Origin of the sequence: Zoogloea sp. (genome assembly GCF_041904905.1) — a bacterium.
Taxonomy (GTDB): Bacteria; Pseudomonadota; Gammaproteobacteria; order Burkholderiales; family Rhodocyclaceae; genus Zoogloea.
Genome location: NZ_JAYRMI010000011.1, coordinates 1 through 24,952, shown reverse-complemented (window position 1 = coordinate 24,952; position 24,952 = coordinate 1). Strand labels below are relative to the sequence as shown.

General features: G+C 69.5%; 23 protein-coding genes. 16 read left to right on the top strand and 7 right to left on the bottom strand.

Annotated elements, in window-relative coordinates; translation table 11 throughout:
- Position 1 precedes the first annotated feature (1 nt).
- Positions 2 to 2,059, bottom strand: coding sequence for a PAS-domain containing protein (locus tag ACE3N6_RS05090; RefSeq protein ID WP_374244101.1), 2,058 nt, complete (start codon positions 2,057 to 2,059; stop codon positions 2 to 4).
- 204 nt (positions 2,060 to 2,263) lie between these two features.
- Here ACE3N6_RS05090 and ACE3N6_RS05085 point away from each other — a divergent pair, with 204 nt between their 5' ends.
- The 10 genes from ACE3N6_RS05085 (at position 2,264) to ACE3N6_RS05040 (ending at position 14,020) form a co-directional block, all read left to right on the top strand.
- Positions 2,264 to 3,013 carry an electron transfer flavoprotein subunit beta/FixA family protein gene (locus tag ACE3N6_RS05085; protein ID WP_374244100.1) on the top strand — a complete coding sequence of 250 codons (750 nt, stop codon included), beginning with the start codon at positions 2,264 to 2,266 and terminating at the stop codon, positions 3,011 to 3,013.
- Positions 3,014 to 3,040: 27 nt separating this feature from the next.
- The gene (locus tag ACE3N6_RS05080) at positions 3,041 to 3,976 is read left to right on the top strand and encodes an electron transfer flavoprotein subunit alpha/FixB family protein (RefSeq protein WP_374244099.1); all 936 of its coding nucleotides are present in this window, start codon (positions 3,041 to 3,043) and stop codon (positions 3,974 to 3,976) included.
- 115 nt (positions 3,977 to 4,091) lie between these two features.
- Positions 4,092 to 5,882, top strand: coding sequence for an acyl-CoA dehydrogenase C-terminal domain-containing protein (locus ACE3N6_RS05075; protein ID WP_374244098.1), 1,791 nt, complete (start codon positions 4,092 to 4,094; stop codon positions 5,880 to 5,882).
- A gap of 163 nt (positions 5,883 to 6,045) precedes the next feature.
- Complete coding sequence (locus ACE3N6_RS05070; RefSeq protein WP_374244097.1) at positions 6,046 to 7,677, top strand: electron transfer flavoprotein-ubiquinone oxidoreductase; 1,632 nt, start codon at positions 6,046 to 6,048, stop codon at positions 7,675 to 7,677.
- Between the two features lie 90 nt (positions 7,678 to 7,767).
- Positions 7,768 to 8,079, top strand: a complete 312-nt coding sequence (locus ACE3N6_RS05065; protein ID WP_374244096.1) for a DUF485 domain-containing protein — start codon at positions 7,768 to 7,770, stop codon at positions 8,077 to 8,079.
- Positions 8,076 to 9,746: a cation acetate symporter gene (locus tag ACE3N6_RS05060; RefSeq protein WP_374244095.1), complete on the top strand. Its 1,671-nt coding sequence runs from the start codon at positions 8,076 to 8,078 to the stop codon at positions 9,744 to 9,746. The genes ACE3N6_RS05065 and ACE3N6_RS05060 overlap by 4 nt, the downstream gene beginning before the upstream one ends.
- A gap of 198 nt (positions 9,747 to 9,944) precedes the next feature.
- Entirely contained in the window at positions 9,945 to 11,159 is a 1,215-nt protein-coding gene (locus ACE3N6_RS05055) for a hypothetical protein (RefSeq protein WP_374244094.1), read from the top strand.
- A gap of 25 nt (positions 11,160 to 11,184) precedes the next feature.
- Positions 11,185 to 11,598, top strand: a complete 414-nt coding sequence (locus ACE3N6_RS05050; protein WP_374244093.1) for a secondary thiamine-phosphate synthase enzyme YjbQ — start codon at positions 11,185 to 11,187, stop codon at positions 11,596 to 11,598.
- A gap of 83 nt (positions 11,599 to 11,681) precedes the next feature.
- Positions 11,682 to 11,951 (top strand): hypothetical protein, encoded by a 270-nt coding sequence (locus tag ACE3N6_RS05045; protein ID WP_374244092.1) that lies wholly within the window; start codon positions 11,682 to 11,684, stop codon positions 11,949 to 11,951.
- Positions 11,952 to 12,118: 167 nt separating this feature from the next.
- On the top strand, positions 12,119 to 14,020 hold the full coding sequence (locus tag ACE3N6_RS05040; RefSeq protein ID WP_374244091.1) for an amidohydrolase: 1,902 nt from the start codon (positions 12,119 to 12,121) through the stop codon (positions 14,018 to 14,020).
- Positions 14,021 to 14,113: 93 nt separating this feature from the next.
- On the opposite strand, the gene ACE3N6_RS05035 is transcribed toward ACE3N6_RS05040, so the two are convergent.
- Positions 14,114 to 14,713, bottom strand: a complete 600-nt coding sequence (locus ACE3N6_RS05035) for a response regulator transcription factor (protein WP_374244090.1) — start codon at positions 14,711 to 14,713, stop codon at positions 14,114 to 14,116.
- 2 nt (positions 14,714 to 14,715) lie between these two features.
- Positions 14,716 to 16,272, bottom strand: coding sequence for an ATP-binding protein (locus ACE3N6_RS05030; protein ID WP_374244089.1), 1,557 nt, complete (start codon positions 16,270 to 16,272; stop codon positions 14,716 to 14,718).
- 153 nt (positions 16,273 to 16,425) lie between these two features.
- Between ACE3N6_RS05030 and ACE3N6_RS05025 the strand changes: the two genes are divergently transcribed.
- Entirely contained in the window at positions 16,426 to 17,694 is a 1,269-nt protein-coding gene (locus tag ACE3N6_RS05025) for a putative Na+/H+ antiporter (protein WP_374244088.1), read from the top strand.
- Positions 17,695 to 17,918: 224 nt separating this feature from the next.
- Here the strand turns inward: ACE3N6_RS05025 and ACE3N6_RS05020 are convergent, their stop codons facing one another.
- Complete coding sequence (locus ACE3N6_RS05020; protein WP_374244087.1) at positions 17,919 to 18,572, bottom strand: cytochrome c; 654 nt, start codon at positions 18,570 to 18,572, stop codon at positions 17,919 to 17,921.
- Between the two features lie 107 nt (positions 18,573 to 18,679).
- Here ACE3N6_RS05020 and ACE3N6_RS05015 point away from each other — a divergent pair, with 107 nt between their 5' ends.
- From ACE3N6_RS05015 to ACE3N6_RS05005, 3 genes are all read left to right on the top strand, one after another.
- Positions 18,680 to 19,966 carry a TIGR03862 family flavoprotein gene (locus tag ACE3N6_RS05015; RefSeq protein ID WP_374244086.1) on the top strand — a complete coding sequence of 429 codons (1,287 nt, stop codon included), beginning with the start codon at positions 18,680 to 18,682 and terminating at the stop codon, positions 19,964 to 19,966.
- A gap of 63 nt (positions 19,967 to 20,029) precedes the next feature.
- Positions 20,030 to 20,269, top strand: coding sequence for a GlsB/YeaQ/YmgE family stress response membrane protein (locus ACE3N6_RS05010; RefSeq protein WP_374244085.1), 240 nt, complete (start codon positions 20,030 to 20,032; stop codon positions 20,267 to 20,269).
- Between the two features lie 93 nt (positions 20,270 to 20,362).
- Positions 20,363 to 20,950, top strand: coding sequence for a LysE family translocator (locus ACE3N6_RS05005; protein WP_374244084.1), 588 nt, complete (start codon positions 20,363 to 20,365; stop codon positions 20,948 to 20,950).
- On the opposite strand, the gene ACE3N6_RS05000 is transcribed toward ACE3N6_RS05005, so the two are convergent.
- Genes ACE3N6_RS05000 through ACE3N6_RS04990 form a run of 3 tightly spaced genes read right to left on the bottom strand, consistent with a single transcriptional unit; the run spans position 20,947 to position 23,735 of the window.
- Positions 20,947 to 21,777 carry an AraC family transcriptional regulator gene (locus ACE3N6_RS05000; RefSeq protein WP_374244083.1) on the bottom strand — a complete coding sequence of 277 codons (831 nt, stop codon included), beginning with the start codon at positions 21,775 to 21,777 and terminating at the stop codon, positions 20,947 to 20,949. The genes ACE3N6_RS05005 and ACE3N6_RS05000 overlap by 4 nt on opposite strands.
- The gene (locus ACE3N6_RS04995) at positions 21,758 to 22,504 is read right to left on the bottom strand and encodes an SDR family oxidoreductase (protein WP_374244082.1); all 747 of its coding nucleotides are present in this window, start codon (positions 22,502 to 22,504) and stop codon (positions 21,758 to 21,760) included. Before ACE3N6_RS04995 ends, ACE3N6_RS05000 begins: the two co-directional genes overlap by 20 nt.
- Positions 22,505 to 22,514: 10 nt before the next feature.
- Positions 22,515 to 23,735 (bottom strand): NYN domain-containing protein, encoded by a 1,221-nt coding sequence (locus tag ACE3N6_RS04990; RefSeq protein WP_374244081.1) that lies wholly within the window; start codon positions 23,733 to 23,735, stop codon positions 22,515 to 22,517.
- An 88-nt stretch (positions 23,736 to 23,823) separates the two neighbouring features.
- On the opposite strand from ACE3N6_RS04990, the gene ACE3N6_RS04985 reads away from it, so the two are divergent.
- Positions 23,824 to 24,213, top strand: a complete 390-nt coding sequence (locus tag ACE3N6_RS04985; RefSeq protein WP_374244080.1) for a hypothetical protein — start codon at positions 23,824 to 23,826, stop codon at positions 24,211 to 24,213.
- Between the two features lie 31 nt (positions 24,214 to 24,244).
- Positions 24,245 to 24,856: a 2-hydroxychromene-2-carboxylate isomerase gene (locus ACE3N6_RS04980; RefSeq protein ID WP_374244079.1), complete on the top strand. Its 612-nt coding sequence runs from the start codon at positions 24,245 to 24,247 to the stop codon at positions 24,854 to 24,856.
- Positions 24,857 to 24,952: the final 96 nt, after the last annotated feature.

The following is a 24,952-nucleotide window of genomic DNA, read 5'->3' as shown; positions in this document are numbered from 1 at the left end:
CTCAAGCCGCGAGCGGACGCAAGGCGGCCAGCAGCTTGTCCCGCGAGAAAGGCTTGGCGAGCAGCGGCAGATCGGCGTCCATGCCCAGCTCGTGCTGGGATTCGGCGAAGCCGCTCATCAGCACCACCGGCAGGTCGGGCCGAAAGCGCCGCACGAAACGCGCCAGCGCCCGGCCGTCCATCGCGCCGGGCATCACCACGTCGGAGATCACCAGCGCGATGGCCGGGATGTTCTCGACCATGTCGGCGGCCTCGGCGCCGTTCTCGGCCTCGACCACCGCGCAGCCCAGCTCCGAGAGCTGCATCCGCACCACGGTGCGCACATCCACGTCGTCCTCGGCCAGCAGCACCAGCTTGCCGGCCAGGTCGGTCTCGGCCACCTCGGCGCCCACCGGCAGGGCTTCGACCTCTTCGGCCTCGGCCAGCCGGGGCAGCAGCAGCGCCACCGTGGTGCCCCGCGCCTGCCGGCTGCGGATGCGCACCCCGCCGCCCGACTGCTTGACGAAGCCGTACACCATCGACATCCCCAGCCCGCTGCCCATGCCGAACTGCTTGGTGGTGAAGAAGGGCTCGAAGACCCGCGCCAGGGTGCTGCCGTCCATGCCCATGCCGTTGTCGGTGACGGCGATCTGCACGTAGTCGCCGGGTGGCACCTCCAGATCGGCCGCGGCGTGCACGTTGAGGTGCTCCAGCGACGACTCGATGCGCAGCTCGCCGCCGTTGGGCATGGCGTCGCGGGCGTTGAGGGCGAGGTTGAGGAGCGCGTTCTCGAGCTGGTGGGCATCGACCATCGCCACCAGACAGGGCTCGCGACTGGCGGTGCTCACCGCGATGGTGCCGGGCAGCGAACGGCGGATCAGCTTGGACATGCCCAGGATCAGCTCGTTCACCTCCACCGGGCGGGGCTCCAGGGGCTGGCGGCGGGCGAAGCCCAGTAGCCGGCGGATCAGCTCGGCGCCCCGGTTGGCGGCCTGCATCGCGGGCTCGACGAAGTTCTCGGTGAGCGGATCGTTGGGATGGTTCTCTTTCAGGGCCACCAGGTTGCCGATCACCACCGTCAGCATGTTGTTGAAGTCGTGGGCGAGGCCGCCGGTGAGCTGGCCGATGGCCTCCATCTTCTGGGCCTGGGCCAGCGCCGCCTGGGTACGCCGGCTCTCGGTGACATCCACCGAATGCACGTAGCAGCCGATCACCTCGCCGTCGGCGAGGTCGGGCACCAGGGTGCTGCGGGCCTGGGCCGGCGTGCCGTCGCGGCCGGTGAGGGTGTATTCGTACGACACCCGTTCGCCCGCCAGCGCCCGCGACACGAAGGGCGACACGATGGCGAACACATCCTGCCCCACCACGTCGCGGATCTGCCGCCCCTCCACCTCCCGCGCCGACCAGCCGAACCACTCGGCGTAGCCCTTGTTGGCGTAGCGGTAGGTCCAGTCCCGGTCGAAATACGCCACCGCGGCGGGAATCGCGTCGGTGATCTCGCGCAGGCGCTGCTCGCTGCGCCGCAGGGCGCCGGTGATGGCCTTGTTGGATTCGATGGCCGCGGTAAGCTCGGCGTTGGCGCGGGTGAGCGCCTCGGTGCGCAGGCGGATGTGTTCTTCCAGCTCGGCCTGGTGACGGGCGATCTGCGCCTGGCTGTGGCGCTGGCCGGTGATGTCGGTATAGACGGTGATGAAGCCCTGGTGCGGCAGCGGAAAGCCGCGGATCGACAGGATCTGCCCGTTGGGCCGCACCCGCTCGGTGACGTGGGGCTGGAAGCTGCGGGCGCGGGCCACCCGCTCGGCCACCTGGGCGGCCGGGTCGCCCGGGCCGTAGTCGCCGCGCTCGGCGTTGTAGCGGATGAAGTCCTCGAAATTGACGCCGGGCCGGGCCAGCCATTCGGGGAAGTCGAGCAGGCGCAGGAAGGTCGTGTTCCAGGCGACCATCCGCAAGGCCTCGTCGAACACGGTGACACCCTGATCGAGGAGGTCCAGCCCCGCGCCCAGCATCTCCCGGTATCGCCGGTCGAAGGAGGGCGGCGTGTCGGCGCCGCGCGCGTCTGCCCGATCGTCTCCCCTGTCCATCTCCTGCCCGTCCATCGCAGCTCCGCTCCAGTCACTTTCATCGATTCTAGCCAGCGTCCGGCCGACCGGAAGCGCCAGACATGATTGAGTACATTTTCACGAAAGTTCCGACAAGTTTGTCTGCGAACCTTCCGCCCGATCCTCGGCAGTCCGGCCAGGAAATTCAGCGCGAGCGCGCGAGCACAAGAACGGAGACAGGTTCCCATGAAGATTCTCGTACCCATCAAGCGGGTCGTCGATTACAACGTCAAGATCCGCGTCAAGGCCGACCAGAGCGGCGTCGAGCTGGCCAACGTGAAGATGGCCATGAACCCCTTCGACGAGATCGCCGTTGAAGAAGCCGTGCGCCTGAAGGAAGCCGGCACCGCCACCGAAGTGGTCGCCGTCTCCGCCGGTGTCGCCCAGTGCCAGGAAACCCTGCGCACCGCCATGGCCATCGGCGCCGACCGGGGCATCCTCGTCGAATCCGACGTCGACCTGCAGCCGCTCGCCGTGGCCAAGCTGCTCAAGGCCCTCGTCGACAAGGAGCAGCCCAAGCTGGTGATCCTCGGCAAGCAGGCCATCGACGACGACTCCAACCAAACCGGCCAGATGCTCGCCGCGCTCCTCGGCTGGCCCCAGGCCACCTTCGCCTCCAAGGTCGAAGTGGCCGGCGACGGCGTGCGTGTCACCCGTGAAATCGACGGCGGGCTTGAAACCCTCTCCCTCCGCCTGCCCGCCGTCATCACCACCGACCTGCGCCTGAACGAGCCACGCTACGCCACCCTGCCCAACATCATGAAGGCCAAGAAAAAGCCGCTCGACACCGTCAAGCCGGCCGATCTGGGCGTGGATGTGACCCCGCGCCTCACCACCCTCAAGGTGGTCGAGCCCGCCGCCCGCAGCGCCGGCGTGAAGGTGGCCGACGTGGCCCAGCTGGTCGAGAAGCTCAAGAACGAAGCCAAGGTGCTGTAAGCGCCTGAAGAACACGGAGACAGAAAAATGCCCATCCTCGTCATCGCCGAACACGACAACGCCGGCCTCAAGGCCGCCACCCTCAACACCGTTTCCGCCGCCGCCAAACTGGGCACCGACATCGAAGTGCTGGTCGCCGGCGCCGGTTGCGCTGGCGCAGCCCAGGCTGCCGCCCAGCTGGCCGGCGTCGCCAAGGTCAAGGTGGCCGATGCCGCCGCCTACGCCGAACAGGGCGCCGAAAACCTCGCCGCGCTGCTGGTCGACGTGGTCAAGGCCGGCGGCTACAGCCACGTGCTGGCCCCCGCCACCACCTTCGGCAAGAACGTCCTGCCCCGCGTCGCCGCGCTGCTGGATGTGGCCCAGATCTCCGACATCGTCGCGGTCGAGTCGGCCGACACCTTCGTCCGCCCGATCTACGCCGGTAACGCGCTCGCCACCGTCAAGTCGGCCGACCCGGTGAAGATCGTCACCGTGCGCACCACCGCCTTCGACGCCGCCGGCGCCGGTGGCAGCGCGGCGGTCGAAGCCATCGCCGCCGGCCCGGATCTGGCCCAGAGCAAGCTGGTCGGTCGCGAACTCACCAAGTCGGCCCGCCCCGAACTGGGCGCCGCCAAGATCATCGTCTCGGGCGGTCGCGGCCTGGGCAGCGGCGATGCCTACCGCAGCGTGCTCGAACCCCTCGCCGACAAGCTCGGCGCCGCCATGGGCGCCTCCCGCGCCGCGGTGGATGCAGGCTTCGTGCCCAACGACTACCAGGTCGGCCAGACCGGCAAGATCGTCGCCCCGCAGCTCTACGTGGCGGTCGGCATCTCCGGTGCCATCCAGCACCTGGCGGGCATGAAGGATTCCAAGGTGATCGTCGCGATCAACAAGGATCCCGAAGCCCCGATCTTCCAGGTGGCCGACTACGGCCTGGTGGCTGACCTGTTCGAGGCCGTGCCGCAGCTGGTGTCCGCGCTCTGAGCGCGCAGTCGGGCTACGGCCCGACGCCAGCCCCCGATCGCAGCAAGGGCGTCGGACGGCAGTCCGCCACGCGGGCACCCGACGCCGCACTCAACCGAATTCGCAAGGAACAACCATGAGCACGTATATCGCCCCCGTGAAGGACATGCTGTTCAACATGAACGAGCTGGCCGGTCTTGAAGAAATCGCCGGTCTGCCGGGCAACGAGGAAGTCTCCATCGATCTGGTCGAGGCCATCCTCGACGAAGCCGGCAAGTTCGCCTCCGAAGTCGTCGACCCGCTCAACGCCGTCGGCGACAAGCAGGGCAACAAGTGGAACAACGGCGTCGTCACCACCGCCGACGGCTTCAAGGAAGCCTACGCCAGCTTCTGCGAGACCGGCTGGAACGGCATGCCCGCCTCCACCGAGTTCGGCGGCCAGGGCCTGCCGGTCACCGTGTCCACCGCGGTGCTCGAAATGTGGAAGTCGGCCAGCATCTCCTTCTCCCTGTGCCAGATGCTCACGCTGGGCGCGGTCGAAGCCATCGCCCACCACGGCTCCGACGAGCTGAAGGCCACCTTCCTGCCCAACATGGTCTCCGGCAAGTGGACCGGCACCATGAACCTCACCGAGCCCCAGGCCGGCTCCGACCTCGCCGCCATCCGCAGCAAGGCCGAGCCCCGCGGCGACGGCACCTACGCCATCACCGGCACCAAGATCTTCATCACCTGGGGTGAGCACGACATGGCCGAGAACATCGTCCACCTCGTGCTGGCCCGCCTGCCGGACGCGCCCCCGGGCGTGAAGGGCATCTCCCTGTTCATCGCGCCGAAGTTCCTGGTCAACGCCGACGGCAGCCTGGGCGAGCGCAACGACCTGATCTGCGCCTCCATCGAACACAAGATGGGCATCCACGGCAGCGCTACCGCCGTGATGTCCTTCGGCGACAAGGGCGGCGCCATCGGCTACCTGGTCGGCGAAGCCAACCGCGGCCTCGAGTACATGTTCACGATGATGAACCACGCCCGCCTCAACGTGGGCCTGGAAGGCGTCGGCGTTTCCGAGCGCAGCTACCAGCACGCCCTGGCCTACGCCCGCGAGCGCATCCAGGGCAAGATCGTCGGCGACAAGTCCGGCGAGAAGAAGCCCATCCTGCACCACCCGGATGTGCGCCGCATGCTGATGGACATGAAGTCCCGCACCGAAGCCGGCCGCGCCCTGGCCTACTACGTGGCCGGCTGCATGGACCGCGCCCACAGCCACCCCGACGCCGACGTGCGCGCCGCCAACCAGCGCCGCCTCGAGCTGCTGACCCCGGTGGTCAAGGGCTGGTGCACCGAGAACGCCCAGGGCATCACTTGGAACGGCGTGCAGGTGCACGGCGGCATGGGCTTCATCGAAGAGACCGGCGCCGCCCAGTACATGCGCGACGCCCGCATCATCACCATCTACGAAGGCACCACCGCGATCCAGGCCAACGACCTCATCGGTCGCAAGACCGCCAAGGAAGGCGGCAAGAGCATGCAGCAGCTCCTCGCCGACATCGCCGAAACCGGCAGCGCCCTGCGCAACTCCGGCAACGCCCAGCTCAAAGCCATCGCCGACGCCCTGGGCAACGGCATCGCCGCCCTGGACGAAGCCACCAACTGGCTGCTCGCCAACTACGAAGCCACGCCCCAGGCCGCCCACGCCGGCTCGGTGCCCTTCCTCAAGCTCACCGGCATCGTGGTCGGCGGCTGGCTGATGGCCCGCTCCGCCGCCATCGCCGCCGAGCGCCTGGAGGCCGCCGACGGCGACTTCTACAAGGCCAAGCTGGCCACCGCCGCCTACTTCGCCCAGCACGTGATGCCGGAAGCCAACAGCTACCGCGACGCCATCGTGAATGGTGCCGAGTCGGTGCTGGCCCTGGAAGAAGCACTCTTCTGACGAAGCACGAATAAACCTACTGCGCGACCCGATCTCGCAACTGCGGTGCTCACCGTACGCATGTACGGTTGCGCTCCTCGTTGCGACCTCGGGCCGCTCGCTACGGTTTCTTCGCGCTCCGTCTGGTGAACGTACGAATTGATAGCAACAACGGAGAGCAGCAATGACGCGTGAAGCGATGGAATACGACGTGGTGATCGTCGGCGCCGGCCCCTCGGGGCTGACCGCCGCGATCCGCCTGAAGCAACTGGCCGAACAGGCCGGCCAGGAGCTTTCGGTGTGCGTCGTCGAAAAGGGCTCCGAAGTGGGCGCCCACATCCTGTCCGGTGCCGTCATCGAACCCCGCGCGCTGGCCGAACTGTTCCCCGACTGGAAGGAGCGCGGTGCGCCCCTCAACACCCCGGTCACCGAGGACCGCTTCTACTTTCTCAGCACCGACAAGGCCTACAAGCTGCCCACCCCGCCCCAGATGCACAACGAGGGCAACTACATCGTCAGCCTAGGCAACGTGGTGCGCTGGCTGGGCCAGCAGGCCGAAGAACTCGGCGTCGAGATCTACCCGGGCTTTGCCGCCGCCGAAGTGCTGTACCACGACGACGGCTCGGTAAAAGGCATCGCCACCGGCGACATGGGCGTCGAACGCAACGGCGAACCCGGCCCCAACTACCAGCCGGGCATCGAACTCCACGCCCGTCAGACCGTCTTCTCCGAAGGCTGCCGCGGCTCCCTCACCAAGAGCCTGTTCACCCGCTTCAAGCTGCGCGACGGCGCCGACCCGCAGACCTACGGCATCGGCATCAAGGAACTGTGGGAAGTGCGCCCCGAAGTGCACAAGCCGGGCTTCACCATGCACACCGTGGGCTGGCCGGTATCCACCGACGTGTACGGCGGCTCCTTCCTGTATCACCTGGAGAACAACCAGGTGGCCGTCGGCTTCGTGGTGGGCCTGGACTACAGCAACCCGTATCTCTCGCCCTACGAGGAATTCCAGCGCTTCAAGACCCACCCCGAGATCCGCAAGGTCTTCGAGGGCGGCCGGCGCATCGCCTACGGCGCCCGGGCGCTCAACGAAGGCGGCTTCCAGTCGGTGCCCAAGCTGTCCTTCCCGGGCGGCGTACTCATCGGCGACACCGCGGGCTTCCTCAACGTGCCCAAGGTCAAGGGCACCCACATGGCGATGAAGTCCGGCATCGTGGCCGCCGACGCCCTGTTCGCCCACCTCACCGCCGACGGCCAGACCGGCACCGAGTGCATCGGCTACCCCGAACAGCTCAAGCAGAGCTGGCTGTGGGACGAGCTGTACACCGTGCGCAACATCCGCCCGAGCTTCCGCTGGGGCCTGTGGGGCGGCATCGCCTACAGCGCCATCGACACCTTCCTGCTCAAGGGCCGCGCCCCGTGGACGCTGCACCACCACGACGACCACACCCAGCTCAAGAAGGCCGCCGACTGCCAGCCCATTGCTTATCCCAAGCCCGACGGCAAGATCAGCTTCGACCGCCTCTCCTCGGTGTTCATCTCGGCCACCAACCACGTGGAAGAGCAGCCCTGCCACCTGCGTCTGAAGGACGCCTCGGTGCCGGTGAGCGTGAACCTCGCCCTCTACGCCGCGCCCGAGACCCGCTACTGCCCGGCCGGCGTGTATGAAATCGTCGAAGACCCGAGCGGCCCGCGGATGCAGATCAACGCCCAGAACTGCCTGCACTGCAAGACCTGCGACATCAAGGACCCGACCCAGAACATCAACTGGGCCGTGCCCGAAGGTGGCGGCGGGCCCAACTACCCGAACATGTAAGAAGAACCCAAGGCAAGACCGGGGGAGAACAGCACTCACCCCGTAACAACAACCACAACTTTAAAAAACCGCCGCATTCAAGGAGGAATCATGTCGGCAGACATCTACAAAAAAGTCCGGGCGAACCCCAAGTTCGCCGAACTCGAAGGAAAGCGCAGCCGCTTCGCGCTACTCCTCACGGCCATCGTGATGGCCAGCTACTACGGGATGATGATGATCGTCGCCTTCGCGCCCGAGGTCATGCGCACGCCCATCTCGACGGGCTCGACCCTGACCATCGGCGTGCCCATCGGCGCCGCCATCATCATCGGCTCGTGGCTCCTGACCGGCTGGTTCGTCAATCGCTCCAACGGCGAGTTCGACGCCATCAACAACGAAATCGTCCGGGAGGCCACCAAGTGATCCAGCGCAAACACCTCCTGGCCGCCCTCGCGGCCACCCTCGTCGGTGGCGCCGCCCTGGCCGCCGACGCCGTAGGCGCAGCCCAGAAGCAGCCCCTCAACCTCACCGCCATCGGGATGTTCTTCATCTTCGTGGTGGCCACGATGGGCATCACCTACTGGGCCGCCAGCCGGACCAAATCCACCGCCGACTTCTACACCGCCGGCGGCGGCATCACCGGCTTCCAGAACGGCCTCGCGATTGCCGGCGACTACATGTCCGCCGCCACCCTGCTGGGCCTCTCGGCGATGACCTTCTCCAAGGGCCTCGACGGCTTCATCTACGCCATCGGCTTCTTCGTCGGCTGGCCGGTGATCCTGTTCCTGATGGCCGAGCGCCTGCGCAACCTGGGCAAGTTCACCTTCGCGGACATCGCCTCCTACCGTCTCGACCAGGGCACCATCCGCACCTTCGCGGCCTTCGGCTCGCTCACCGTGGTGTGCTTCTACCTGATCGTGCAGATGGTCGGCGCCGGCCAGCTCATCAAGCTGCTGTTCGGCCTCGACTACGCCACCGCGGTGGTCGTGGTGGGCGTGCTGATGGTGGTCTACGTCACCTTCGGCGGCATGATCGCCACCACCTGGGTACAGATCATCAAGGCCTGCCTGATGCTCTTCGGCGGCACCGTACTGCTCTTCCTGTCCCTCAGCCAGTTCGGTTTCAGCCTCGAAACCGCGGCCCAGAAGGCGGTTGAAGTGCACAAGGACGGCATCAAGATCATGGGCACCGGCTCGCTGATGGCCGACCCGATCACCGCCGTGTCCCTGTCGCTGGGTCTCGTGTTCGGCACCGCCGGCCTGCCCCACATCATGATGCGCTTCTTCACCGTGCCCAACGCCAAGGAAGCCCGCAAGAGCGTCTTCGTGGCCAGCGGCTGCATCGGCTACTTCTTCATGGTGGTGTGCGCCCTGGGCCTGATGGCCATCGTGATCGTCGGCCAGAACCCCGAGTTCTACGAAGGCGGCAACCTGGGCGGCAAGCTCATCGGCGGCGGCAACATGCCGGTGATGCACCTGTCCAAGGCCGTTGGCGGCAACCTGTTCCTGGGCTTCATGTCGGCGGTTGCGTTCGCCACCATCCTGGCTGTGGTCTCGGGCCTGGCCCTGGCCGGCGCCTCCTCCATCGCCCACGACATCTACGCTCGCGTGATCCGCAAGGGCACCGCCAGCGAGAGCGAAGAGATGCGCGTCTCCAAGCTGTCCACCATCGCCCTGGGCGTGGTGGCCGTGCTGCTGGGCATCATGTTCGAGAAGCAGAACATCGCCTTCCTCGTCGGCCTGACCTTCGGCATCGCCGCCTCTACCAACTTCCCGATCCTGATCCTGTCGATGTACTGGAAGGGTCTGACCACCCGCGGCGCCCTGCTGGGCGGCCTGGCTGGCCTGATCTCTGCGGTGAGCTTCGTGGTGCTGTCCAAGGCCGTGTGGGTGGTGGTGCTCGGCAACGCCGCGCCGATCTTCCCGTACGAGCAGCCTGCCCTGTTCTCGATGCCGCTGGCCTTCTTCTTCACCTGGCTGTTCTCGGTGACCGACAGCAGCGCCCGCTCCAAGATCGACAAGGCTGGCTACGACGACCAGTACGTCCGCTCCCAGACCGGCATCGGCGCCGCCTCGGCCAGCGCCCACTAAGCAAACGGCCGGGCGCTCCGCCCGGCCTCACCGAGTGTCTTCTCTTCTCCCTCCCAGGAGATCTTTACACGGCGCCCCCAGGGCGCCGTTTTTTTGACCACCGCCCGACGCCCCTCGCACACCGCGTGCCAACGCGACTTGACCGCCCGCCCTGCGCGGCGTAAACCGGTCCCGCCCCCCGACCGCGCAGAGGCCGCCATGAACCTGACGCAAACCCTCAAGCACGCCCTTGGGCGCGCCACGCAGCGCCTCACCCGCCTCGACGACCAGCCCCTCGGGCGCGCCACGCTGCTCATCGTGGTGTTTCTCGACCTCTTCATCCTCGCCTCGATCTTCGACGGGCTGGCCGCCCACACCCGCCAGCTCACCGCCCCGGACGAGTACATCCCCCACACCTGCCGCGCCCTGGTCATCGACCGGGACTGGCACCCAGCAGACCGGCTTGATCGCCTCTCCGCGCTCATCTCCACCGCCGCCAGCAGCCCTCACCGCCCCCCGGAAACCCGGCCCGACCGCCACCCCCTGTGCGCCCCCTACCTCGACCTGATCGACCGCATCCAGACCGACGCGCCCCTCGCCAGCCTCCTCGACACCTATCGCAGCCAGGAGCGGGAAGCCCGCGCGCTGCAGCAGCAGATCGACCGCCTGAAGGGCAGCTACGACACCGCCCTGCTCGAACGCATGGCCGGCGGCGCGCCCGGCGCCACCCCGACAGACGCCTCGCGGGCCGACTTCCAGGCCAAGGCCGCCGCCCTCGACGCCCTCAAGGCCCGCAGCGCCACGCTGACCGGCAGCATCGAAGCCCACGACGCCGTCCGGGCCCTGTGGGCCGCCCTGCAAAGCCCGCCGGAACCCGCGCGCCAGCAGCTCCTGGACGACCTGCGCCAGCTCAACTTCTGGTTCCCGGTGAAGCGGCTCGGCATGCAGCTGATCTTCCTGCTCCCCCTCTTCGTCGCCTTCTACGCCTGGAACGGCGCCAGCATCCGGCGGGGCCACGGCCTGCAGACCCTCGTCTCGGCCCATCTGCTGGCGGTCAGCGCCATCCCGATCCTCGCCAAGCTCATCGAAACCCTCTACCACATCGTCCCGCGCCAGCTGCTCGCCAGCCTCTTCGCGTTCCTGGAAGCCTTCAAGCTGGTGGCCCTCTGGCACTACCTCACGATGGCCGCCGCCGTGGCCGGGGCCCTGCTGCTGATCCACCTCTTCCAGAAGAAACTGTTCTCCCGCGAGCGCCTGCTCGAACGCCGCATCCAGCGCGGCGAATGCCAGCGCTGCGGGCGCCACCTGCCCGCCGAATCGGCCGCCTGCCCCTTCTGCGGCTACGCCCAGCTCCGCCCCTGCGCCCACTGCCAGCAAGCGATGCACCGTCACGCCCCGTTCTGCCGCCACTGCGGCCAGCCTGCCGAAGGCTGACCCCCACCTGCCCACCCGCGCCCCCATGCCCCACCAGCAGATCCTCAGCCTCACCACCCAGCCCCGCGCCACCCGGGACATCACCGCCGCCGTGGCCGAGGTCGTCCGCGCCGCCGGCATCGACTGCGGGCTCGCCCACGTCTTCGTGCAGCACACCAGCTGCGCCCTGCTCATCACCGAAAACGCCGACCCGGACGTACAGCGCGATCTGGAAACCGTGTTCGCCCGCCTCGCCCCCGACGGCGACCCCGCCTACCGCCACAACCTGGAAGGCGACGACGACATGGCCGCCCACGCCCGCAGCGCCCTCTCGGCGGTGAGCCTCACCGTGCCGGTGGGCGGCGGCCGCCTGCTGCTGGGCACCTGGCAGGGCATCTTCCTGTGGGAGCACCGGGCCCAACGCCACACCCGGCGGGTGGTGGTCACGGTGATGGGCTGATCGCCGCGCGCTGGCCGGCGACGCCGCCCCGGCGCATACTTTCCGGGCCGGCTTCCAGCCGCCGCCCGGACGGAGCCCAACCCATGAAACCCTCCGCAAAGCACGACACGCAATACCTGCTCGCCGCCGCCACCCTCGTCATCTTCGGCGCCATCGGCACGGCCTTCTGGTCCTGCCAGGAAGGCAGCCACGAGGCCTGCCTTTACAACATCGGCCTCACGCCGGTTCTGGCCGTCCTCTTCTACGTGGTCGTGGGCGCTCCACTGGCCCTGCTCGCCGCCTTTCTTCGCGACGAGGTCTTCGCCGACCGGCCCGACGACGACACCGCCGGCCCGCCCCCGCCCAACCGCTAGCCGCCCCACGGCGGGCTCACGGCAGCCCGCCGCCAAGTGTGACGATTGTTGGCCGAGCGCCCGATCCCCAAGCCCGTCACGGGAACAGCGCGGCGCCGATGCTATGCTCGACGGGTTGGCCGTGGCCTCTCGCGCCGCCGGCCCTTGCGTCTTCCGGAGTAGCGCTCATGAGATCCATCCCCACTTTCCCGCAGTCGATGCGCCCGCTCGTCGTGGCCACCGCCCTGGCCCTGGCCGCGCCCACCCTGCTGGCTCAGACGCCGGCGGCCAAGCCCGCCCCCACGCCGGCCGTCGCACCGCCCGCCACCGCAAAACCGGCCCCGCCCACGACCCCGGCCTCCCCCCCTGCAGCCGCGCCCGTCGCCACCGCCGGCCCCGCCGCCCCGGCCGACCCCAACGCCCCGCCCCCGGCACCGCCCCCGCCGCCCCTGTCGGACATCATCCTCACCAACGGCGACATCATCACCCTCGACGACAAGCGCCCCAGCGCCCAGGCCATCGCCATCAAGGGCACGAAGATCATCGCGGTGGGCAAGAGCAAGGACATTCTCGCCCGCTGGAAGAGCGACGGCACCGAAGTGGTGGATCTGGCCGGCAAGACCGTGGTGCCGGGCTTCGTCGACGCCTGGGGCCAGATGTCGCGCCTGGGCCTCGCCACCGTGGCGGCCCAGCTGCAGTCGCCGCCGGAAGGCACCGTGACCGACGTGAACGGCGTCCTGCGCGCCCTGCGCGACTGGAGCCGCGGCGATCTGGCCCAGCGCTTCGGCTGGATCGTCGGCGTCGGCTACGACGACAGCCGCCTGCGCGAGCAGCGCCCCCTCAACCGCAGCGACCTCGACAGCGTCTCCCGCGACAAGCCGGTGCTGATCGTCCATGCCTCGGGCCGCCAGGTGGTGGCCAACAGCGAGGCGCTCAAGCTCGCCGGCATCACCCGCGACAGCATCGACCCGCCGGGTGGCAGCATCGGCCGCTGGCCGGGCTCGAAGGAGCCCGACGGCGTGCTCGACGGCGCCGCGGCCGTCGCCCTGCTGGGCAGCCTGCCCCAGCTCTCGAAGGACGAGCGGATGGCCATGATCCAGCAGGGCCAGAGCCTCATGCTGGAAAGCGGCTACACCACCGCCGTCGAGGCCCGCGCCACGCCGGACGACCTCGCGCTGTACACCCAGGCGGCGGATGCCGGCCTCCTCAAGCTCGACGTGGCCTTCTACGCCGACCTCGCCAGCGCCGGCAGCGTGCTCAAGGGCCACAAGAGCATCGGGCCCAGGTACTACAAGAACCGCCTGCGCCTGGCCGGCGTGTCCTTCGCGCTGGATGGCGTGGCCGAAGACCGCAGCGCCTGGCTCACCCAGCCCTACCAGCTGCCGCCGCCGGGCAAGCGCACCAAGTTCGCCGGCTACCCCGGCGCGACGGATGAAGTCGCCACCGACCTCGCCACCCGCGCCTGGGCCAACGGCTGGCAGGTGGCCGTGCAGGCCAACGGCGACGCCGCCATCGACCAGTTCATCGGCGCCATCCGCGCGGCCGCCGCCAGACACCCGGCCAAAGATCGCCGCCCGCTGCTGGTGGGCGCCCAGACCCTCCGCGACGACCAGCTCGACGCCCTCAAAGAAGCCGGCGCCAGCGTAAGCTTCGCGCCCCAGCGGCTGGTGCTCTCGAAGCCCGCGCTGGCCGATTACCTGCTGGGGCCGGAGCGCACCGCCCGCTTCGCCCCGGCGGGCACCGCCCACCAGCGCGGCATCGTCACCCTGCTCCACGCCGACCCCGCCCTCACCGCCCCATCCCCCTTCGGCGCGATGGCTGCGGCGGTCAAGCGCCCGGTGGGCGAGGACCGGCAGCTCGCCCCCCTGGACGCGCTGAAGGCCCTCACCGTGCTGCCCGCCCGGCAGCTTGGCGAAGAGAAGACCAAGGGCAGCATCGCCGCCGGCAAGCTGGCGGACATCACCGTGCTGTCGGCCAACCCCCTCAAGACGCCCGCCGACAAGCTGGGCGAGATCCGCGTCACCGGCGTGGTGAAGGAAGGCGCGACGGTGTTCGGCGGCCCCGACGGCGGCGTGCCCATCACCCGCTGAACCACCCGCCAAGGCAAACGCACGGGGCGCCGCGAAGGCCCCCGTGCCCACCGGCGTCCGTCATTCACACCGGCCGAACCGGGAACGCCCGCCTCAGCCCAGACTGAGACGCACCAGCTCCGCCACGCTGCTCACCCCCAGCTTGTCCATCATCCGCGCCTTATGAACCTCGACGGTGCGCGGGCTGATCGCCAGTTCGGCGGCGATCTCCCGGTTGTGACGGCCCGCCACCACCCGCTCCATCACCTCGCGCTCGCGCGGGGTCAGCCCATCGATGAGGCGCTGCGCCTCATCCCGGCTCGCGGTCGCCACCACCGTCTGACGCTGGCGAACGAAGGCCTCCCCGATGGCCGCCAGCAGGCGCGACTCGTCGAGGGGCTTCTCCAGGAAATCCACCGCCAGCGCCCGAAACGCCGACCGCGCGGAATCCACGTCGCCATGACCGGTCATGATGACCACCGGCAGGCTCGCCCCCAGCGCCTGCAGTTTGCGCTGAAGCGTGAGCCCATCCATGCCCGGCATCCGGATGTCGAGGAGCAGACAGCCCCGCCAGTGCGCCTTGAAGGCACGCAGAAAGCTGTCCGCGTCGGCGAACAAGGCCACCCGGTGGTCGTGAATCCCCAGCAACAGCCCAAGTGCATCGCGCACCGAAGGGTCGTCGTCCACAATGAAAACAGTCAGATTGTCGGTCATGGCTACGGGGCTTCCCGGATCGGCAGGGTCAGGCGGAACAGCCCATGGTCGGCAGCTTCGGCCCACAGCCTGCCCCCATGCGCCTCGGCGATGGCCCGGCTGATCGCCAGCCCCAAGCCCATCCCGCTGGCCTTGTCGGAACAAAAGGATTCAAAGATGCATTCCAGCTTCTGCGCGTCGAGGCCCGGGCCCGAATCCTCGACACGGATACAGACCCGCTCACCCGCGAGCAGCTCGACCCCGACCGACACCCGGCGAGGGCTCACCCCGGGCGCCAGGACGGCATCGAAAGCGTTGGACAACAGGTTGCGCAACACCACCTCCAGCTGCAGCGGGTCGGCAAGGAGCCGGATGTCCGGCCCCGTCGCCACCGAAAAGACGACCTGCGCCTCCTCGGCCTTGCGCCTGTAGCGCGCGCAGGCAGCGTCGATGAGACCGGGGAGCGCCACGTCCTCCAGCCGCGTCGCTCCGGTGCGGAAGAAATCCCGCAGGCGCTGCACCACATTTCCGGCGCGGCGCGCCTCACCGCGCATGCCCTCCACGGCAGCCTCCATCCGGGCGCCGGCCTCGCCCCGCGCCTTGAGGGCGTCGTAGGCCGCTGCGTATGCCCCCAGGGCCGTGAGCGGCTGATTGAGCTCATGAGCCAGCGCCGCGGCCATCTCGCCCGCGGCGGCAAGGCGCAGGGTCTGACGCAGCTCGTCGCTAGTCCTTCGCTGTTCGTCCACGATGCCCCCGATGAGAAACCCGGTAAGAGCCATCACGAAGGCCAGCATCTGCAGCTCGGCGACTGTCACCGCGCTGAAATCGAGCCATTGCACGACAGCGATCACGCCGATCTGCAACAAGGTCGCCGACACGATGGCCCCCGCCATGCCCTGCCGGGCCGCCGCCCACGCGATCGGCACGAACAACCAGTAAAAAAGCTTGAACCCGCTCCCGCCGCCCACCCCGAACGCGACCCACAGGGCACCCAGACTGAGCAGCACATACCCCAGCGTCTCCCACCTGAACAGGGCCGCCTTGAGCAGGCGCCGGCCCTGCGCCCCCGTCAGCCACCAGGCCAAAGGCATCGCGACGGCGATGCCGACCATGTCGCCAACCCAGAACTGCAGTACGCCGCTTCGCCAGCCCCCCGCCGGAAGCAGGCCGAGCACATGCAGACCCGAGAGAAAGGCCAGGCTGTTGATGAAGGTGCCCGCCACCACCGGCACCATCCAGCCCAGCAGGGCAGCACGGTCATCGAGCAGGGACCCGGGCGACATGCGTCGCCGGAGCACCTCGCCCAGCGCCAGGTAGCCTCCCGCGAGGATCAGGGCCGACAGCAGGCTGCGCCACCACGCCAGCGGAACCCCTCGCACGAGCAGCTCGCTCGCCAGCACCGCGACAATCACCCATCCGCGCGCCCGGCGCCCCTCGCGCAGAAGAAACACCAGCGCCAAGGCAGGCGCCGGATTCCAGGGCGTGATGTTCAACCCGTGGAGCGGGTGAATGAAACTCGCCGCGTCGAGGGCGACATAGAGGGCGACGAATCCGAACGGGAGCAGACGCTGGAGCGACACAGGCAGGCAAGGGAGGGCGACAGCCGATTGTGAGGCCTCGGCCGGCGTTACGTAACAGGTGAAACCCCTACGGGCTTCGCGTACGAACTACCCGAATTTTCCCCGGCCCTATCGCCGGGTACCGTAAGCCCACCTCATCACCGCCCCCGGACCATGGCCTCCCTGGCTGCAAGCCTGCCTGAAACGGCGGCCGCCGCAATCTTTGCGGTCGCCGTCCTGCATACCTTCTCGACCCGCTTCTTCGCCAAACTGGCCCACCTCCAGCCGCGGCACGCGGGCCTCTGGCACCTGCTCGCCGAAGTGGAAGTGGTGTTCGGATTCTGGGCCTTTGTGCTGATCGCCGCGCTCTTCTGGCTGTCGGGAAAAGACGCCGCAGTGGCCTACCTCGAAGGACGCAACTTCACCGAGCCGATGTTCGTCTTCGTGGTGATGGTCATCGCCGCCAGCCGTCCCATCGTGACGACGGTGATCGATCTGGTTCGCCTGCTGGCTTCGATGATCCCGATCCCCCGGACGGTGGCGGTGTACTTTCTTTGCCTGTCGGCAGTCCCCCTGCTTGGCTCGTTCATCACCGAACCGGCGGCCATGACCTTGGCCGCGCTGATGCTTCGGGACAGCTACTTCCGGCAGGGGCTCTCCGTGCGCCTCAAGTACGCCACCCTGGGGATGCTCTTCGTCAATGTCTCCATCGGCGGCACGCTCACTCACTTCGCCGCGCCGCCGGTGTTGATGGTCGCAGCAAAGTGGCAGTGGGACACCCTGTTCATGATCTCCCATTTCGGCTGGAAGGCGGCGGTCGCGGTGTTCGCCAACGCCCTTGTCCTGACCTGGTTCTTCCGCAAGGAGATCGCCGCCCAGGGCCGGACGGATCTAGACAGCAGCCAGCCAGCGGCCCCCTTCGCCATCCGCGGCATCCACCTCGCCTTCCTGATCGGCACCGTGTTCTTCGCCCATCACCCGGTGGTGTTCATGGGCTTGTTCCTGTTCTTCCTCGGCTTCACCGAAGCCTACAAGGCCCACCAGGATCGCCTGATCCTGCGGGAGGGGCTGCTGGTTGCGTTCTTTCTTGCCGGGCTGGTGGTCCTCGGGGGGCTTCAGCAGTGGTGGCTGCAGCAGGCGCTGGTCGGCGTGGAGCCGACCTTGCTGTACTTCCTCGCCACCGCGCTGACCGCCGTCACCGACAACGCCGCCCTCACCTATCTGGCCTCGCTCGTTGACGGCGTCTCGCCCGAGTTCAAATACGCCATCGTCGCGGGTGCCGTCACCGGCGGCGGGCTCACCTTCATCGCCAACGCCCCCAATCCAGCCGGGGTGGCGATCCTGAAATCGAGTTTCGACGACGAATCGATCAGCCCGATGGGGCTCTTCCTGGCCGCCCTGCCGCCCACCTGCGTCGCGATTCTGGCCTTTCAGGCGCTGTGACCGCCGACGCCACGCTCATCGCACGCCCCCGGTGTCGCCAGTGGATTCTGGCCGGCGTGTTGCCCGGGCTGCGAGCCTGGCCCTTGGGTGCGTGGCCCGCCGCATCGACGTCGACGGCCTGGAGCGGAGGGCCATCGTCCTGAGCCCCGCGCGGGTGGCGTTGCCCTGCGCGTTCTACCTGCGACGCCGACCGTCGCAGGTAGCCCATGCCCCCCGGCCCAGCGTCACTTCAGGCTCGACAGGTAGGCCACCACCGCCTCGATGTTCTGCTCGCCCAGGCCGGTCACCGCGGCGGTCATGGGCGGGTAGATCCGCTCCGGGCCGTTTTTCAGATAGCGCTTGAGCGTCTGGCGCAGGTACTCCGGCTGCTGGCCAGCGAGGCGCGGGAAGTTCTCGCCCCCGTGCCCCGCCGCCCCGTGGCAACGGGCGCAGTGGCGGGCAAAGAGCTGGCCGCCTTCGGCCGAACGCGGCCCCGGCGTGGCAATCGACGGGTCTGCCGGCAGGTTGGCGTAGTAGAAAGCGACGCCGGCCTTCTCCTCCGGGCTCAGGGCCTTGCCCAGCCCCTGCATGAAGGGCTCGATGCGCCGGCCGACCCGGAACAGCTCGATCTGGTTGAGCAGGTACACCGGATGCTGCCCGGCCAGATTGGGCAGCTCCGCGTAACGGGCGCCGGCCTGCTCGCCGTGGCAGTTGGCGCAGAACTGGGCCACCTTGCGCCCGGCTTCGAAGGCCGCCTTCTGCTCGGCCGGCGTGGACTTCTGCATCCGCGCCAGATTGTCGCGCCCGTCCACCGGCCCAGCCGGCGTTGCCGCCGCAGCCGGCACGGCCCAGCAGGAGACGGCCAGCAGCGCCGCCGCCCAATTCGTCTTGATGGTCATTGTTCCCCCCTGACGCGGCGTTGCCAGATCGGCCGGCCGCTCAACATGGGCATTCTAGCTGCCCGCCTCGAACTACAATTGCGCCTTTGTCACCGGCGTCCGCCCCCATGCCCGCAGCGAACCCTCCGCCCCCCAGCACCGTCCGCGTCGCCATCGTCGGCGGTGGGCCGGCTGGCCTGATGGCCGCCGAAACCCTGGCGACCGCCGGCATCCACGCCGACCTCTTCGACGCCATGCCGTCGCTCGGGCGCAAGTTCCTGCTGGCCGGCAAGGGCGGGCTCAACATCACCCACGCCGAAGCCTTCGACATGTTCGTTGCCCGTTACGGCATCCGCCGTACCGAGCTTGAGCCAATGATTGCGGCATTTTCACCGCAGGCCCTGCGCGACTGGGTGGAGGCCCTGGGCGTGTCCACCTTCGTGGGCAGCTCGGGCCGGGTGTTTCCCGACGGCATGAAGGCCGCGCCCCTGATGCGGGCCTGGCTGCACCGCCTGCGCGAGGGCGGCTTGCGCATCCACGTACGTCATCGCTGGACAGGCTGGCACCCCGACGGCAGCCTCGCCTTCGACACCCCGGCCGGGCCGCTGGCGGTCAGCGCCGACGCCACCCTGCTGGCCCTGGGCGGCGGCAGCTGGGCGAAGCTCGGCTCCGACGGCGCCTGGGTGCCGTGGCTGGCGGCGCGGGGGATCGCCGTCGCGCCGCTGCGGCCCGCCAACTGCGGCTTCGCGGTGGCCTCGCCCCGCTCCGCCGCGGGGTGGAGCGAGCATCTGGCCAACCGCTTCGCCGGGCACCCCCTCAAGTCGGTGGCGATGCGCCTCGCGGGCGACCCCGCGCCCCCCCGCGTCGGCGAGGCGATGCTGACCGCCGACGGCATCGAAGGCAGCCTGATCTACGCCCTGTCGGCCGCCATCCGCGACCGCATCGAGGCCACCGGCGACGCCCTGCTGGAGATCGACCTGGCCCCTGACCGGCCGCTGGCGCGGGTCCAGACAGAGGTCTCCCACCCCCGCGGCGCCCGCTCCCTGGCCAGCCATCTGCAAAGCCGGGCGGGCATCGCCGGCCTCAAGATGGCCCTGCTGCGCGAATGCCTGCCGTCCGACGCGCTGGCCGACCCGGCCCGCCTCGCCGCCGCCATCAAGGCCCTGCCGGTGCGTCTGGTGGCGCCGCGCCCCCTCGACGAGGCCATCAGCAGCGCCGGCGGGGTGCGCTTCGACGAACTGGACGACCGCCTGATGGTGCGGCGCCAGCCCGGCCTGTTCTGCGCCGGCGAGATGCTTGACTGGGAGGCGCCCACCGGCGGCTACCTGCTCACCGCCTGCTTCGCCAGCGGCCGGCGGGCCGGCGAAGGGCTGCGCGACTGGCTTGCCGCCGGGGCGGGGCGTCACACGATTTAACGTGGCCGTCGCCGGGCGGGGGCTAGAGTGGGCGCTCCGCAGTCAACCCAAAGGATGTCCGCCATGCTCTCCACCATCGTCATCGGCCTCGTCGTCGGCCTGGTCGCCCGCCTCCTCAAGCCCGGCGACGACACCATGGGCTGGATCAAGACCATCCTGTTCGGCATCGGCGGCTCGATGGTCGCCACCTACGGCGGTCAGGCCCTGGGCCTGTATCAGGCCGGTCAGGGCGCCGGCTTCGTCGGATCGGTGGTGGGCGCCATCGTGCTGCTGATCGTCGCCGGGCGGTTTGGCCTGAAGTAAGCCGCCGCCACCGCCGGGGCAGTTTTGTTCAAGACGCCCGGCGGGCATCGCCGCTACCTTGGGGCCCGTGTCCGACCCCACCCTGCGATGCCCATGAACCTCGTCCTCTCGATGGCCGCCTTTGCCCTGGCGGCGTCCCTCTCCCCCGGCCCGGTCAATCTGGTCGCCCTCGGCGCCGGGGCCCGTCACGGCTTTCGGGCCAGCCTGCGCCACGTGACCGGCGCCACCGTCGGCTTCACCCTGCTGCTGGTGCTCACCGGCCTCGGCCTGCATCAAGTCCTGCTGCGCTGGCCGGGCCTGACCGCCGGCGTGCGCTGGGCGGGGGTGGCTTTTCTGGGGTATCTGGCGATCCGCCTGGCGGCCGACGACGGCCGGCTCTCCGCCGGCCCGGCAGGCTCCGGGCCATCGGTGCTCGCCGGCGCGGCGATGCAGTGGCTCAACCCAAAGGCCTGGCTGGCCGCGGTGGCCGGCACCGGCGCATATCTGGCCGACGGCGATCCGGCCCGGCTGTGGCTGTTCGCGGGGATCTACTTCGCGATCTGCTACCTGTCGGTGGGCTGCTGGGCCTACGCCGGCGCCCACCTGCGCCACCGCCTGGACAGCCCGGCGCGCATCCGCGCCTTCAACCGCCTGATGGCCGCCCTGCTGGCAGGCAGCGCCGTGTTCCTGCTCGACGCCTAAGCCCGGTATTGCCCCGGCGTGGCCGCCACCAGCCGCTTGAAGGCCCGGTGGAGGTGGGCCTGATCGGCAAAACCGGCGTCCGCGGCCACCTCGGCGATGGGGTGGCCGCGGCGCAGGCGCGCCCGGCTGTAGCGGATGCGCCGGTCGATGAGGTAGGCGTGGGGCGTGAGCCCGTAGCGCCGCTGGAAGGCGCGGATCAGGTAGGACTCGGACAAGCCCGCCGCCGCGCAGATGTCGCCCAGGCTGAGGGGCCGGGTGCAGTTGTCGGCGATGAACTCGGCGGCGCGGGCGAGCCGGTCGTCGGGGCCGGCGGAGACCGGCGCCGGGTCGAGGCGGGCCTGAAGGCGCGCCGCAAATTCAACCGCCGCGCTCTCCTTCTCGAGCCGGTCGGCCTGCCTGTCGTGGAGCACCGACTGCAGGCGGATCAAGCCCACGGCCAGCAGCGGGTCGCGGGTCGCCGGGGTGGCGAACGGCCGCATCTGCCGCCCGTCCCCCAAGCCCAGCGCGGCCTGCTGGCGGGCCAGCCAAGCCGTATCGAGGAACAGCATGTGGTAGGACCAGGGCTGGCCATCCACCGGATTGCAGGCATGCACGTCCTCGGGATTGACCACCACCACCGCGCCCGGCCCGACCCGTTCGCGCAGGCGCCCGTTGGCGTAGGTGCTGATGCCGCCCGTAATCACGCCGACGGAGAAGGTGTCGTGGGAGTGAGGCGCGTAGCACACCCGCCGGCCGTCGGCCACCGAGCGCAGCTCGATGAAGGGCAGCGCCGCGTCGCGCCAGAAGCGGGGCGCGGGGGCTGGGCTCTCAGCGTCCGCCGGCCACATCGAGGATGGCCCCGGTGGTGTACGAGGCCTCGTCCGAGAGCAGCCACAGCACGGCGCGGGCCACTTCGTCGGGCGTTCCGCCGCGCTGCATCGGCACGCCCGGCGCCAGCCGCGCCACCCGGCCGGGTTCGCCGCCGCTGGCGTGGATGTCGGTTTCGATGAGGCCCGGCGCCACCGCATTGACGCGGATGCCCTCGGTCGCCACCTCTCTGGCGAGGCCAAGGGTGAGGGTGTCGATGGCGGCCTTGGAGGCGGCGTAATCCACGTATTCACCCGGCGAGCCGATGCGCGCCGCCCGCGACGACAGATTGACGATGGCCCCACCGCGCCCGCCGTGGTGGATGCTCATCCGCCGCACCGCCTCCCGGGCGCACAGGAAAGCGCCGGCGATGTTGGTGGCGAAGACCCGGTTGAGGCGCGCGGCGTCCATCTCGTCCACGCGCATCTGGCGAGCCAGGATGCCGGCGTTGTTGACCAGGGCGTCGAGGGGGCCGAGGCGGGCGTCGCACTCGGCGAAAAGGCGCAGCACGTCCGCCTCGACGGCCACGTCGGCCTGCACCGCGATGGCCGTGCCGCCCTGGCCGACGATGTCGGCCACCACGGCTTCGGCGGCGCTGCGGTCGGCGCGATAGCACAGGCCCACCGCGTAGCCCCGCGCTGCCGCCAGCCGGGCGACGGCAGCGCCGATCCCACGGGAGCCGCCGGTGACGAGGAGGTTCCGGCCCACCGCAGCCCCGTCAGGCTTCGGTCTTGCGGGTGCGGCGGCGACGGGCCGGCTTGGGCTCGTCGGGTGCCGCCTCGGGCGCGGGCTCCGGGGCGGCCGGCGCGGCATCCGCCACCTTCGCACTCTTGCGGCTGGGGCTGCGTTTGCGCCGGCTGTCGGGCTTGGCGGGGGCGTCGGCCGCGGGCTCTGCCGCCGGGGCCTCGACCGCCGGCTCGGGCACGGCGGGCGCGGGCGCCGGCTCGGCGACGTCCGCAACTTCGGCGGCCTTGGCCGGCTTACGGCTGCCGGTGCGCTTGCGACGGCTTTCGGGCTTGACCGGGGCTTCGGGCGGCGTGGTCGGCTCGGCCGCCCGCTCGACCGCCGGCGCCGGGGCTTCGGCGGGCAGCTCGACCGGTGCGGGCAAAGGCTCGATCCGCGCGGCGCTGCTGCGATACACGTAGGCGCCGGATTTCTCGTCGCGGCCGAACTCCAGCAGGCCGCGGGCCTGGGCCTCTTCGAGCAGGTTGCCGAAGGCCCGGAAGCCGTAGCGGGTCTCGCTGAAATCCGGCTTGCGGCGCTTGATGGCCTCCTTCAGCACCGACGCCCAGATCTTGCCGGTGTCGCCCCGCTCGGCCACCAGCGCGTCGAAGGTCTGCACCGCGATCTCGATGCCCTTGGTGCGACGGGCCTCCACGTCCTCGCGGCGGGGTTTGTCCTCGTCGCTGCGGCGGGCGGGCTGGGCCTCCTTCGGCTCGCGGCGGGCGGCGGCGCGCTGGGTCTCGCGCACCAGGTCGTCGTAGAAGATGAACTCGTCGCAGTTGGCGATGAGGAGATCCGAGGTGGATTGCTTCACGCCCACGCCGATCACCTGCTTGGCGTTCTCGCGCAGCTTGGACACCAGCGGCGAGAAATCCGAATCGCCCGAGATGATGACGAAGGTGTTGACGTGGCTCTTGGTGTAGCACAGATCAAGCGCGTCCACAACCAGCCGGATGTCGGCGGAGTTCTTGCCCGACTGACGCACATGGGGGATTTCGATCAGCTCGAAGTTGGCCTCGTGCATGGTGGCCTTGAAACCCTTGTAGCGCTCCCAGTCGCAATAGGCCTTCTTGACGACGATGCTGCCCTTGAGCAGCAGGCGCTCGAGCACCAGCTTGATGTCGAACTTCTCGTACTTGGCGTCGCGCACGCCGAGCGCCACGTTCTCGAAATCGCAGAACAGGGCCATGCTGGTGGATTCGGGCGAAGTGGCCATGGGCGTCTCCTGTCGTTGAATGGCTCGCAGCTTACTCGCAATGGGCCACCCGTGTTAGCTTTCCCACCCCACTCAAGCAAGGCCCGCCATGAAGCGCACCCCGCCTCCGGCCGACGCCCGCGGCACCCGCGTCGCCCTGATCTTCGCCCTCGTCGCCGAGCGCCTGTCGCTGTGGTACGAGCACGGCCAGTGGCCCACCGAAGCCCAGGGCGCCACCCTCTGCGCCGACTGGCTCGGGCGCACCCAGCGCAGCCTGCCGCTCGCCGACCGGCGTCACCTGTCGGATCTGAGCGACCGGCTGGCCCGCCAGATCGCCGGCAGCCTGTCCCGCGAGGCCGGGCTGTACACCGTGCACGAGATGATGGAATCCCTCGACCCGAACCACGAATCCGAACTCGGCCAGACCCTGATGGCCGAATGCGAGCGCCTGCTGGATGCCTCGCCCCCACCGGGCGCCGACACCCCGCCGGGGTGCTAGACTCGATCAATCCCCACCCCGGAGCCACCTCATGAGCGCCAAGACCCTGGATTTCTGGTTCGAGTTCGCCAGCTCGTATTCCTACCTGTCGGTGATGCGCATCGAGCCCCTGGCCCGCGACGCCGGCGTGACGATCAACTGGCGGCCCTTCCTGCTCGGGCCGGTGTTCCTGTCGCTGGGCTGGAACGACTCCCCCTTCAACATCTACCCACCCAAGGGCCGCTACATGTGGCGCGATCTGGCCCGGCTGGCGGTGCGCTACCGCCTGCCGCTCCGGATGCCCTCCCAGTTTCCGCGCAACGGCCTGCTCGCCGCACGGGTGGCGATCCTGGGCGCCGACAAGCCGTGGATCGGCGACTTCGCCCGGGCGGCGATGAGCGCCAACTTCGCCGACGACCGGGACATCGCCGATCCGTCGGTGATCCACGCCATCCTCACCCGCCTCGGCCTGCCCGCCGACGCCCTGCTGGCCGACGCCACCGGCGAGCCCAACAAGCTCGCCCTGCGCCGCCAGACCGAACGGGCCGGCGAACTGGGCCTTTTCGGCGCCCCCAGCTTCATCACGCCAGATGGCGAGCTGTTCTGGGGCAACGACCGCCTCGAAGACGCCCTGGCCTGGGTGGCGGACGGGCCGACGATCTGAACCGCCACCATCCACATCAAGCCCATATGCCGCCGGTCGCGCGAACACCGGCGGAGTGCTCATGATCGCCTGCGCGCGCGCCCCCCGTCCCCGAGG